Annotated in this window: 8 protein-coding genes; 3 read left to right on the top strand and 5 right to left on the bottom strand. The window is 73.4% G+C overall.

The genetic code is table 11. The features are described from left to right. Positions 1-233: 233 nt before the first annotated feature. The 3 genes from AB0917_RS30635 to metK are packed head-to-tail and all read right to left on the bottom strand — an operon-like array spanning position 234 to position 3476. Entirely contained in the window at positions 234-1292 is a 1059-nt protein-coding gene (locus AB0917_RS30635; protein WP_366822939.1) for a carbohydrate kinase family protein, read from the bottom strand. Then, positions 1261-2175, bottom strand: coding sequence for a methylenetetrahydrofolate reductase [NAD(P)H] (gene metF / locus AB0917_RS30630; RefSeq protein WP_366822940.1), 915 nt, complete (start codon positions 2173-2175; stop codon positions 1261-1263). The genes AB0917_RS30635 and metF overlap by 32 nt, the downstream gene beginning before the upstream one ends. A gap of 44 nt (positions 2176-2219) precedes the next feature. Next, positions 2220-3476 carry a methionine adenosyltransferase gene (gene metK / locus AB0917_RS30625; protein ID WP_366822938.1) on the bottom strand — a complete coding sequence of 419 codons (1257 nt, stop codon included), beginning with the start codon at positions 3474-3476 and terminating at the stop codon, positions 2220-2222. A gap of 540 nt (positions 3477-4016) precedes the next feature. Here metK and AB0917_RS30620 point away from each other — a divergent pair. From AB0917_RS30620 to AB0917_RS30610, 3 genes are all read left to right on the top strand, one after another. Further along, entirely contained in the window at positions 4017-7241 is a 3225-nt protein-coding gene (locus AB0917_RS30620; protein WP_366822937.1) for a BTAD domain-containing putative transcriptional regulator, read from the top strand. A gap of 30 nt (positions 7242-7271) precedes the next feature. After that, positions 7272-8861 carry an MFS transporter gene (locus tag AB0917_RS30615; RefSeq protein WP_366822936.1) on the top strand — a complete coding sequence of 530 codons (1590 nt, stop codon included), beginning with the start codon at positions 7272-7274 and terminating at the stop codon, positions 8859-8861. Between the two features lie 97 nt (positions 8862-8958). Then, positions 8959-9594: a TetR/AcrR family transcriptional regulator gene (locus AB0917_RS30610; RefSeq protein ID WP_366822935.1), complete on the top strand. Its 636-nt coding sequence runs from the start codon at positions 8959-8961 to the stop codon at positions 9592-9594. A 124-nt stretch (positions 9595-9718) separates the two neighbouring features. Here AB0917_RS30610 and AB0917_RS30605 read toward each other — a convergent pair whose 3' ends face one another. Together AB0917_RS30605 and AB0917_RS30600 are read right to left on the bottom strand one after the other, a co-directional pair. After that, positions 9719-10888: a Glu/Leu/Phe/Val dehydrogenase dimerization domain-containing protein gene (locus AB0917_RS30605; RefSeq protein ID WP_366822934.1), complete on the bottom strand. Its 1170-nt coding sequence runs from the start codon at positions 10886-10888 to the stop codon at positions 9719-9721. Positions 10889-10973: 85 nt separating this feature from the next. Next, on the bottom strand, positions 10974-12614 hold the full coding sequence (locus AB0917_RS30600; RefSeq protein WP_366822933.1) for a 5-guanidino-2-oxopentanoate decarboxylase: 1641 nt from the start codon (positions 12612-12614) through the stop codon (positions 10974-10976). Positions 12615-12768: the final 154 nt, after the last annotated feature.

Below are 12768 nucleotides of genomic sequence, written 5' to 3'. Positions count from 1 at the left end.
GCGAACGCGACGTGCTCGACGCCCACTACATGGCCCGTGCGCTGGAACTGGCGCGCAAGCCAGGCGCCGGAACCTCTCCGTGTTGTGGCCCCCGGGCCCCCGGCTCCTGACCCCAGGGTCCGGGACCTCGCCGTGGTGCGGACCCTCGGGCCCGGGAGGCCGCACACGTCCGGCCCGTCAGGCCGCGCCGGGAGCGTCGGCCCCCGGTGCGGCCCGATCCGCCGTACGGGCCCCTAAGGGGCGTCCGGCAACCCCGCGCGGGCCAGCAGCGCGGCCGATTCGGGCCCGTAGCCCCGGGAGACCCGCTCCAGCAGCGCCCCCGGAACGACCTCGTAGCCCTGCGGGCCCACCTGCTCCAGCGCGGTGGCGGCCATCGCACAGCCCAGCCGGGCCCCGGTCACCGCGTCCAGCCCCTGGCCGGCCGCGGCCAGGAAGCCCGCCCGGAAGGCGTCCCCGCCGCCGGTCGGGTCCACGACCAGCTCCACCGGCACGGCGGGGACGTGGACCGGGTCCTGGTCCGCCCGTTCCAGCCGCACCCCTTCGGCGCCCAGCGTGGTGACCCAGCCACCGACCTGGGAGAGCACCTCCCCGGTGCTCCAGCCGGTGAGTTCACGCAGCAGCGAGCCCTCGTAGTCGTTGGTGAACAGCCAGCGCGCGCCGGTGACCAACCGCCGTGCCTCCGCCCGGTCCAGCCGGGGCAGCTGCTGGGAGGGGTCCGCCGCGAACGAAACGCCCGCCGCCGCGCACTGGGCGGTGTGCCGCAGCATCGCCCCCGGGTCGTTGGGGGAGACCAGCACGAGGTCCGGGGTGCCGGTGCGGGAGAAGACCTCGTGCAGGTCGATGTCGGCGGCCTCGGCCATCGCGCCCGCGTAGAAGGAGGCGATCTGGTTCTGCGCGCGGTCGGTCGTGCACATGAAGCGGGCGGTCTCCCGCCGCGTCGAGACACGCACCGAGCCGGTGTCGACACCGTGCTCCTTGAGCCACACCTCGTACTCGGCGAAGTCCGCGCCCACCGCCCCGACCAGCACCGGGCGCAGCCCGAGCCCGCCCAGTCCGTAGGAGATGTTCGCGGCGACGCCGCCCCGGCGGACCTCCAACTCGTCCACCAGGAAGGACAAGGACACCTTGTCCAGCCGGTCGGGGACGAGCTGCTCGGTGAACAGGCCCGGAAAGGTGGTCAGATGGTCCGTGGCGACGGATCCGGTGATGACCAGGCAGGGCCGCTCGGCCGCGGCGCCGGTCGCGTCGGGCGCGAGGCCGTCACTGGTGTCGGGCGAGTGGTGCGGTCGCATCGGCGCTCCTCGCGCTCAGGATGTTCCGGTGGATGTCGGTGGCCGCCGACGAACGGTTGAGAGTGATGTAGTGCAGTCCGGGCGCGCCCTCGTCGAGCAGCCGCAGCCCCATCTCGGTGGCGTGGTCGACGCCGATCCGGTGGCCGGCGCCGGGGTCGCCGTGGGCCGCTTCCAGCCGGTGGGCGAGGTCCTCGGGGAAGGCGGCGTCGCTCAGCTCGGCGAACCGGCGGATCTGCCGGATGTCGGTGGCGGGCATGATCTCCGGGATGATCGGGGTGTCGCACCCCGCCGCCACCACCCGGTCCCGGAAGCGCAGGTAGTGCTCGGCGTCGAAGAACATCTGGGTGATCGCGTAGTCGGCGCCCGCCCTGCACTTGGCCACGAAGTGACGGATCTCCTCGTCGTGGTCGGCCGGCCGGCCGGAGGGGTGTGCGCGGCCCTCCGGGAACGCGGCGACCCCCACGCTGAAGTGGCCGAGGCTGCGCACCAGTTCGACCAGTTCGTAGGCGTACCGCAGGCCCTGCGGGTGCGGGACCCAGGTGCCCCTGGGGTCGCCGGGCATGTCACCGCGCAGGACCAGGATGTCCCGGATGCCCGCGTCCGCGTACTGGCCGACGATGGACCGCAGCTCCGCCACCGAGTGCCCCACGGCGGTCAGATGGGCCACCGGGCGCAGCGTCGTCTCCGCGGCGACCGCCCGGGTCACGGCGACCGTACGGCTCCGGGACGAGCCGCCCGCCCCGTACGTCACGGAGACGAACGAGGGGGCCAGCGCTTCGATGCGGCGGATCGTGGCCCGCAGCGTCTCGTCACCCGCAGGGGTCTTCGGCGGGAAGAACTCGAAGGAGAAGGACGGTGCCCCACCGGTGATCGCCTCCACCAGCGGAAGCGGACGGGTGGCCGGGTGGCCGGGAGCCTCCCGGGCGCTCACACCGCACCGTCCGCCGCCGGTGTGGCGCTCTCGCCCCGGAGCCCGGCCGCCGCGCGCAGGGCCGGGACCCGGTCGGTGCGCTCCCAGGTGAAGTCGGGCAGCTCACGGCCGAAGTGGCCGTACGCCGCGGTCTGGGCGTAGATCGGGCGCAGCAGGTCGAGGTCGCGGATGATCGCGGCCGGGCGCAGGTCGAACACCTGGGAGATGGCTTCCTCGATCAGGTGCTGGGCGACCCGCCCGGTGCCGAAGGTCTCCACGAAGAGGCCGACCGGCTCGGCCTTGCCGATCGCGTAGGCGACCTGGACCTCGCAGCGCGCGGCCAGGCCGGCGGCCACCACGTTCTTGGCGACCCAGCGCATCGCGTACGCGGCGGAGCGGTCGACCTTGGACGGATCCTTGCCCGAGAAGGCGCCGCCGCCGTGGCGGGCCATGCCGCCGTACGTGTCGATGATGATCTTGCGGCCGGTCAGGCCCGCGTCGCCCATCGGGCCGCCGATCTCGAAGCGGCCGGTCGGGTTCACCAGGAGGCGGTAGCCCTCGGTGTCCAGCTTGACGCCGTCCTCGTGCAGGGCGGCCAGCACGGGTTCGACCACCTGGGTGCGGATGTCGGGGGTCAGCTGGGTGTCCAGGTCCACGCCGGCCGCGTGCTGGGAGGACACCACGACGGTGTCCAGCCGGGTCGGCCTGCTGCCCGCGTACTCGATGGTGACCTGGGTCTTGCCGTCGGGGCGCAGGTAGGGGAGGGTCCCGTCCTTGCGGACCTCGGACAGGCGCTGGGACAACCGGTGCGAGAGCTGGATCGGCAGCGGCATCAGCTCCGGGGTCTCGTCGCAGGCGTAGCCGAACATCAGCCCCTGGTCGCCCGCGCCCTGCGCGTCGAGGCCGTCCCCTTCGTCGGCCGAGCCCTCGACCCGCTTCTCGTACGCCGTGTCGACGCCCTGGGCGATGTCGGGGGACTGCGCGCCGATCGACACCGTGACACCGCAGGACGCGCCGTCGAAGCCCTTGGCCGAGGAGTCGTAGCCGATGTCGAGGATCTTCTCGCGCACGAGCTGCGCCAGTGGCGCGTACGCCTTCGTGGTGACCTCGCCCGCGATGTGCACGAGACCGGTCGTGATCAGGGTCTCGACGGCGACCCGGGACGCCGGATCCTCCCGCAGGAGCGCGTCGAGGATCGTGTCACTGATCTGGTCGGCGATCTTGTCGGGGTGGCCTTCGGTCACGGATTCGGAAGTGAAGAGGCGGCGTGACATGGATTCTCCCTGCAATTGAGAGGAGCCGTATGCGGCTGCCAGCAGATGCTAATCAGCCAAGGAAGTGGACGGCAACGATTTCTCGGGTGATTTCTTCGCGGCAATGATTACCGGCCTGTGTCAGGTCGTTTTCGGACGGTCTCTTGACGCAGGGGAGCCTCGGCCGCTAGCTTGGAACGAAACGGATCGTTCCAACTTCATGAGTCCACCTTGAGCTGCACCTTCGTTCCGCACTGCAAGGTGACAGAGTGGGAGAAGCCGTGTTGACGAGCCCTGCCGGGGCGTCGCAGAATTCCTCGACGCCCTCTGTCGGCCTGCCGGAAAACGCACTCCTCGATATTCCCTCCATGTCCGAGATGGTGGCGGGAATATTCTGTGGTGCCCAAGGAGAGGATGCCGGGTCGGGATTCGGCCGCTCTCAGCGGGAAGCGATTGATGAACCTCTGTGTGCGCCATGATTTGAGAATGCATTTCTCTGTGCTGGGTCCATTGGAAATCCGGTCCCCCGGGGGCGAATCGCGCCCGACGGGCGGACCGCGGGTGCGCAGCCTGCTCACCCTGCTTCTGACCGACCCCGGACGAGTCCTCTCCGCGGAACGGCTGATCGACGGTGTGTACGGAAGCCGCCCCCCGGAGGGCGCGGCACGTGCCCTCCAGTCGCAGGTTTCCCGGCTCCGCCAGGTGCTGGGTGGCGACGGCGCCCTGCTGGAGTTCCAGCAGGGCGGCTACCGGCTGGACGTGGAACTGGACGCCGTGGACGCCCACCGGTTCGCCGCACTCGCCGCCGAGGGGCGCGCGGAGCTGGCGGCCGGAGCGCCCGGATCCGCCGCGACGCTGCTGCGCGAGGCGCTCGGGCTGTGGCGCGGGGCCGCGCTGTGCGGCACCGCCCAGACACCGGCCACCACCGCGTGGGCGGCCCGGCTGGAGGAGCTGCGGGACGCCGCCCGGGAGGATCTCGCCGAGGCGGAGCTGCTGCGGGGCGGCCGGGCGGGCCCGCTGGTGGCGGAGCTCGGCACGCTGGTGGCCGCCAACCCGCTGCGGGAGCGCCCGCGCGGGCAGTTGATGCGCGCCCTGCACGCCTGCGGCCGCACCGCGGAGGCGCTCGCCCTGTACGAGGAGACCCGCCGGGTGCTGGCGGCGGAGCTGGGCACCGAGCCCGGCGCCGAACTACGGGCCGTGCACCTGGCGGTGTTGCGGGACACCCCCGACGAGCCGCCCGCCGCCCCGGTGGCTCCGGCGTCCGTGACGGGCGGGGAATCCGGCCGCCGGACGGGGCTCCGGCGCGGACTGGCCGCCCAGTTCACCAGCTTCGTCGGGCGGGAGGACGCCCTGCGCCAACTGGACGTGCTGCTCGACCGGGTGCGGCTGGTCACGCTCACCGGGCCCGGCGGCGCCGGGAAGACCCGGCTGGCGAGCGAGGCCGCCGCCCGCCGCGAACAGGACGTGTGCCTGGTCGAACTCGCCCCGGACAGCCGTGGGGCGGACATCGCCAGGACCGTGCTGGACGCCCTGGGCCCGGGGGGCGCGGAGGTACGCACCCCGGCACCCCCCGGGCGGCACGGCAGGCCGCCGGGCGACACGGCCCAGCTGCTGGCCCGAGCGCTCTCCGGGAGCCGCCTGCTGCTGGTCCTGGACAACTGCGAGCACGTGGTCGCCGACGTCGCCGAACTGGCCGGCCGGCTGCTCGGCAGCTGCCCCGACCTGGTGATCATGGCCACCAGCCGGGAGCCGCTGGACATCACGGGCGAGACGTTGTACCCGGTGCCCCCGCTGGAGCTGCCCCCGCCGGGCCCCCCGCCCGCCGCCGAGGACGCGGCCCACTACCCGGCGGTACGGCTCTTCGCGGACCGGGCCGGCGCGGTGAGCCCCGACTTCGCCCTCGACGCCGGGACCATCCGCGACGTGCTGCGGATCTGCCGGGCCCTGGACGGGCTCCCGCTCGCCCTGGAGCTGGCCGCGGCCCGGCTGCGCTCGCTGCCGGTCGGCGAACTGGCGGCCCGGCTCGACGACCGGTTCGCGCTGCTCTCCCGGGGCAGCCGCACTGCCGCCGCCCGGCACCGGACGCTCACCGCCCTGGTGGAGTGGAGCTGGGACCTGCTCAGCGAGGACGAGCGGGTGCTGGTCCGCCGGTTCGCGGTCTTCCCCGGAGCGGCGGGGCCCCAGGCGGTCGAGCGGGTCTGCGGCCTGCCCTCCGCTCCCCTCCCGTCCGCCGACGGCTCGCCCACGGCCCCCTCCTCACCCGCCGGCGAGGTCGACGCCCACGTGCTGGACCTGCTCACCTCGCTCGCCGACAAGTCGCTGCTCACCCCCGTGCCCGGGGAGGCCAGCTTCCGGATGCTGGAGACCGTGCGCGCCTACTGCCTGCAGCGGCTGGCGGAGGCCGGGGAGACCCGGCAGGTGCGCCGGGCGCACGCCGCGTACGTCACCGAGCTGATCCGGGCCGCCGCCCCGCATCTGCGCGATGCCGACCACCTGCCCTGGCTGTCCCGGCTCACCGCGGCCCACGACGACGTGACGGCGGCCCTGCGCTGGGCGACCCGCGAGGACCCCGGGCTCGCCCTGCGGCTGGGCGCCGAGCTGTGGCCGTACTGGTGGCTGCGCTCCCCGGCCGGGGAGGGGGCGGAGCGGATGCGCGAGGTGCTGTGCGCGCTCGGCACCGTACCGCCGCCCGAACTGGCCGCCGAGTACGTGACCTGTGTGGTGGGCACCGCCCTCGGCATGGCCCCGGACGCGGAGCTGCGAGCCCACCTGGCGGCGGCCGGGAAGCTCGCCGAAGGGCTCGACACCGAGGGCGCGCATCCGCTGATCGTCCTGGCCCGTCCGGTGATCGCCCTGGTCACCGGGGACCACGACGCACCGCTGCCGACGCCGCCCGTGGTGCGGTTCGAGGAGAACCCCTCGCTGCGCCTGGGCACGTGTCAGGTGCTGGGCCTGGTGTACGCCGGGCGCGGTGAACCGGAGCGCGCCGAGCGGCAGTTGGACCTCGCCCTGGAGGGCTTCCGGGCGTCCGGCGAACGGCTCGGGGCGATCCAGGTGCTCCCCGAACTGGCCCGCCTGGCCCGCTGGCGCGGCGACCACGACCGGGCGCTCGCCCTCCTCGACCAGGGCATCGCGCTGGCCGCCCCGCTCGCCTCGGCCACCAACGAGGCCTACCTGCTCTGCCGCCGGGCCGACGAGCGCAGACGCTCCGGCGACCTGCCGGGCGCGGAGGCGGACTGCGCGCGCGGCGAACTGCTCGCCCGCCGGGCGGGGGCGACGGGCGCGCTCGCCGCCGCCCGGCACACCGCCGGGGAGAACGCCCGGCTCCGCGGCGACCTGCCCGCGGCCCGCCGGCTCCACCTCTCGGCGCTCGACCTGTGCTCCGGTACGTGGCTCGGTGAGGAGGTCCGGCTCAGGACGCTCACCGCGCTCGGCCGCATCGCCGAGGCCGAGGGCGACCTGGCCACCGCCCGCGCCCGGCACGCGGAGGCGCTGGAGGCGGTGCTCACCGGCTGGGAGCTGCCGACCGTCGCCGACACCGCGGAAGGGCTGGCCGGGGCGCTGCTGCCGGCCCACCCGGCACTGGCCCTCACGGTGCTCGGCGCGGCCACCACGCTGCGCGGCACCACGGTGGCCACCGACCACGACGTGGCCCGGGTCAGCGCCACCGCCCAGCGGCTGATCGGCCCCCACGCGGGCCGAAGTGCCCACGCGAAGGGGGCCGCGATGAGCCGGAACGACGCTCTCCGTCTGCTCGGTGAGGCCCTGTCAGCGGTACGTCAGTGAACCGTGAGCGGAATCGGAGAACGTGACCACATGAGGAAACACACCAGGATCGGCCCAGGCCGCAAGGCGGCCACGCTGGTGACCGCCTGCCTGGCCATGCTGCTGCTGTCCGTCGATCTCACCGTGCTCAACCTCGCGGTGCCCCAGCTGACCGCCGACCTGCGGCCGTCGTCCACCCAACTGCTGTGGATCGCCGACGTGTACGGCTTCGCGCTCGGCTCGCTCCTCATCACGATGGGCTCGATCGGCGACCGCATCGGCCGCCGCAGACTGCTGCTCATCGGAACGGTGGCCTTCGGCGCCGCGTCCGCGCTCACCGCGTACGCGAGCAGTCCCGAACAGCTCATCGGAGCACGGGCGTTGCTCGGCGTCGCCGGGGCCACGATCATGCCCTCGACGCTGTCGATCGTCCGTAACACCTTCACCGACCCGGTGGAGCGGGCCAAGGCGATCGGCATCTGGTCCAGCGTCAGCTCGGCCGGTTTCGCGCTGGGGCCGCTCGTCGGCGGGGTGCTGCTGGAACACTTCTGGTGGGGCTCGGTCTTCCTGATCAACCTGCCGGTGATGGCCATCATCTTCGTGATCGGCTTCATCGTCCTGCCCGAGTCGAAGAACCCGGAGCCGGGCCGGCTGGACGCGCTGAGCGTGCTGCTCTCGGTGGTCGGGCTGGCGGGGCTCATCTACACCATCAAGGACGCCGCGCACGACGGTCTGCTCCAGAGCGACGTGGGGATCGCCGTCCTGGTGGCCGTGGGAGCGCTGTACCTGTTCGCCCGGCGGCAGGGCCGGCTGGCCACGCCCCTGATCGACGTACAGCTCTTCCGCCACCGGGCGTTCAGCGCCTCGGTCGGCGCCACGGTCATGGCGATGTTCGCGCTGGCCGGGGTGGGCTTCGTCGGCTCGCAGTACTTCCAGGTGGTGCTGGGCTGGTCCGCGCTGCACTCGGCGCTCGCGCAGCTCCCCGGAGTGCTCGGTGCGGTGTTCGGCGCGGTGCTGGCCCCCAGGCTGGCCGCGGGCTGGGGACGGTCGCGCACGGTGGGGCTGGGCCTGTCGCTGGTGACGGTCGGACTGCTCCAGTACCTCTGGCTGTCCACCGACGTCAACTACCCCGCGGTGGTGGCCGCCCTGGTCGTTACCAGCGCGGGTGTCGCGATGACCTTCACGGTGAGCGCCGACAGCGTGATGGCGGCGGTGCCCAAGGAGCGGGCCGGAGCGGCGTCCGCGGTCGCGGAGACCGCGTACGAACTGGGCGGGGCCCTGGGTATCGCGGTCCTCGGCAGCCTGCTGAGCCGGGCCTACCGCAACAGCCTCGACCTGCCGGCCGGGCTGCCGGGCGACGTCGGGCAGGCGGCCCGCGAATCCCTCGCGCTCGCCATGCGGGCCGCGGCGCGGCTCCCGGAGGAGGCGGGCCGGGCGCTCGGGGCGTCGGCCAGGGACGCGTTCATGGACGGACTGCACCTGGCGGTGGGAGTCTGCGCGGCTCTGGCCGCGGTGACCGCGCTGGCCGCCTGGCGGGCACTGCGCGGTACGGATACCACCGTGCCGGTATCTCCCGATGAGGTACCGGAGCCTGCCACGGACAGGTCACCCGCCAAGGGGGGTGCCGGAAGGGAAGCTTAGGTTACTTGAGAGGAAGATAAACGAGTCGTATCGTTTCGAACGCACGTCGATGAGCGGAGCCGTCCGGCCTGAAGCGTGTGGTGAGAGGAGGAAAACTGTGGGACAGAAGCGAACTCTCGGCGTTGTCGAGGACTCTACCGGAGTGCACCGGCGGGATCTGGACGCTCGTGAACGCATCCTGGACGCGGCCTGGAAGAACCTGGCCGAACTGGGCTATTCCAAGCTCACCGTGGGCGGCGTGGCCGCCGACGCGGGGGTCGGAAAGGCCACGCTCTACCGCTCCTGGTCGAACAAGGCCGCGCTGGTGCTGGACGTGATCCGTAGCCAGCTGCACGCGGTGCCCACCGACGACCTGGGCGACAGCCGGCAGGAGATGCTCACCGTGGCATCCAAGGCGATGCTCAGGTTCTACGGGTCGGGGCGGCTCCGTGCGGTACTGCCTTCGTTGATCGGCGACCTGTTCGACGACGAGGCGCTGCGCGAGGTGATGCGGGTGGAGATCCTGGAGGCCCGCAAGCAGCAGTCCACCGTGGTGCTGGAGCGGGCGGTGGCCCGCGGGGTCCTCCCCGAGGACACCGATCTCTCGCTGGTGCTGGACATGTGGGCCGGGACGATGCTGTTCCGGAGCCTGTTCGCCGCCGAGTCGGTGACCGAGGAGGAAGTGGGACGGCTGGTCGACGCGACGATCGCCTCGCCGCCGCGCAAGCCCGTCGCGGCGGCGGACGACGCCTGACGACCGGGCCCGTCCGACGGAGGGACCCGGTCGTGGAGAACCGGCGGTGGGAGGGTCACGGGGGCCCCGCCCCCACCGCGACGGAGCCGGCGGACCTGTCAGCACGGTCGGCCGCAGAGGGAAGTCAGCGGCCGGAGGCCGCCTCCTGCTGATGGCTCAGCGCCAGGGCGAGCTTCTGCCGGGAGATCTCGGCACCCGCCACCCGCGGGGTGACGCCGGTGGCCCGCACGTTGTCGAAGATCTCGCCGGTCACGTCGTGCATGGCCTTCTCGATCTTCGCGAACGCCTGGTCGGCCTCGGGGCCGATGTCCCCGAAGAGGGTCCACCACCACCAGCTGTTGGCCGCGAAGTTGGCAGCGAAATCGGGCACGACGATCACGCCCCGGGCCGCCAGCGCCGCCTCCGCATCGGGCAGCACCGAGACGTTCGCGGCCTCCACGACGTACCGGCTGCGCACCTGCTCGTGGTTGCCGTCGTGCACCGCGTACGAAGCCGCCGCGGTGACCAGGACGTCGCTCTCCACCGACAGCCACTCCTCGGACGGGAGCAGGGTGTCGCCGGCCCCGAGCGTCCCGCGGTCCATGATCCCCGAGGTGCTCCGCCCCGCCAGCAGCCGTTCCACGTCCAGCCCGGCCGGATTGGCCAGCACCCCCTCCCGGTCGGCGATGGCGATGACCCGGATGCCCGCGCGGGTCAGGTACCGGGCGGTCGCGCCGCCCATCGAGCCGAAGCCCTGCACCACGGCGGTCTGTTCGAACGGCGACTCGTGGTGCTGGGCCAGCACGGCCAGGACCGACTGGGCGGCTCCGTAGCCGCCGACCGTGTCACCGAGGCCGAGCCCGTCCACCTCGACGGAGAAGGCCCGGGAGATACGGTCCAGACCGGCGTCGGCGCCGTCCGCCACGAACGGCAGCGCGGCGTGCACGCACGAGCGCAGCCCGATGTTCTCGAAGGCCCGGTCGATGTCGGACTGCCGGGTGCCCAGGTCCTCGCCCACGGACCAGTAGGTCTCCAGCATCGGTCGGACCGCCCGCAGGAAACGCTCCAGCACCGCGGGGGCCTGCGGGTCCGCGGGGTCGAAATCGATGCCGCCCTTGGCACCGCCGAATGGCGCGTAATGGTCCTCCGGGCGGTAGACCAGCGACTCCTTGAGGGTCATCGCGCGGGCGAGGTCGGCGACCTCCTCGACGGTGCAGTCCGGCCGCATCCGCAGCCCCCCACTGGCCGCGCCGCGCAGCAGCCGGTCGATCACCAGATGGCCGGTGGCGCCGGTCTGCTCGTCGGTCCAGGTCACTTGAAGAAACGGCTCGGGTTCCACAGGAGCTCCCAGGTGCTTGTCGGGCGGGTGGTGGTGCGGGTGGACCGGGTGGCGGGAGGGGTCACTCCTCGGCCGCGTCCGGCGCCCCGTCCGGCATGGGCGGTTCGGGGACGACCACGAGGGTGGGCCCCGGCACCGAGAGGGCGTGCCGCACGGCGTCACGGAGTTCGGCCGGTGATCCCACGTGGACGCCGTGCCCACCGTAGGCACGGCTCAGAGCCACGAAGTCGGGGGGTGTCAGGTCGACACCGAGGGGCTTTTGGCCGCGATCCGTCATCTCCCGGCGGATCATCCCGTACCCGCCGTTGGAGACGACGACCACCGGCAGCGGCACGCCCAGCTCGACCGCGGTGGCCAGCTCGTTGACGCTGAACTGGAACCCGCCGTCGCCGCTGAGCGCGGCCACCGGGCGGCCCGGCCGGGCCAGCGCCGCGCCGATCGCGGCGGGCAGCGCGTAGCCGAGGGTGCCGAACCCGGTGGGGTAGAGGAAACGGCCGGGGCGCTCCACGGGGAAGCCCGCGATGGCCCCGAAGTAGCAGGCCATCGCACTGTCGTTGGTCAGTACGGCGTCCTCGGGCAGCGCCTCACGCAGGGCGCCCACGATGCCGTGCCACCGCCGCCCGTACGCCCGGACGCCCGCGCGGGCGTCCCGGAAGGCGGCTGCCGACCGGGCGGGCCGGCCTTGGGGGGTCTCCGCCCCGCCGCGCGGCACGGGGGGACCGTCGGTGGGGCGGAGACGGACGAGGAGCGCGGAGAGGGTCTCCGCGCTGTCGCCGGCGAGGGGATGGGCGGCGGGGGAGTTGCGGTGCAGCTGGCCGGGGTCGGTGTCAACCCTTACCAGTGCGCCGCCGAGCCGGAGCGGACCGTTCCAGGTGTCGGTCTCGGAGAGTTCGGTGCCGACCGCGAGCACCGCGTCACAGGCGGCCAGCAGTTCCTGCACCGCGGGCACGTGCAGGGTGGCGCCGAGCGCGAGCCGATGGCTCTCGGCCAGCACACCCTTGCCGTTGGCGGTGGTCACCACCGGGGCGCCGAGGAGTTCGGCCAGCGCCCGGACCTCGGCACCGGCGCCACGGGCGCCGCCGCCCGCGACGATCACCGGACGCTCGGCCGCGGCGAGGAACGCCGCGGCCCGGTCCGCGGCCTCGGCGTCGGGTGGGCGCGCTCCCGTGCGCAGCGGTGCCGCCGGCGGGGCGTCGACCACCCGGTCGATCAGGTCGTAGGGGATCTCCAGGTGCACGGGGCGCGGCCGCCCCGTGGCGAAGGAGGCGAATATCTCCGCCACCAGGGCCGGGAGCGCGGCCGGGTCGGTCACCCGGTGCGAGGCGGCGCAGACCGCGGCGAGCGCCGCCGACTGGTCGCGGGTCTCGTGCAGCAGGCCCGCGCCGGGGTGGTGCGCGAGCGGCATCCCGGGGGAGATCAGCAGCAGCGGGACGGAGTCCGAGTACGCCTGACCCACGGCCGCCGCCGCGTTGAGGAGACCGGGGCCGCTCGTGGTGATCACGACACCGGGACGGCCCGAGACGCGGGCGTAGCCGTCGGCGGCGTACCCGGCGCCCTGTTCGTGCCGTGGGGTGATGTGCCGCAGCCCGTAGCCGTCCAGGTGGGCGTAGATCCCCAGGTTGTGCGTTCCGGGAATGCCGAACACCACCTCCACGGCGTGCTCGCGCAGGGCGGAGACCAGAAGCTCTCCAACGGATGGCATGAGTGGTTCCTCTTCTGTGTGCCGCTGCCGTGATACGCGGAACGGGGCGTCGGCGGGAGTCGCCGCTCAGGGCCTTGCGGTTGAGGGTGGCGATGCCCTGGCACAGCTGCTGCTCGAGGTTGGCATTGACCAGCACACCGTTGTTGATGACGAA

This window comes from Streptomyces sp. NPDC007346 (assembly GCF_040703535.1).
Classification (GTDB): domain Bacteria; phylum Actinomycetota; class Actinomycetes; order Streptomycetales; family Streptomycetaceae; genus Streptomyces.
This window is presented reverse-complemented; position numbering and strand designations above follow the sequence as displayed.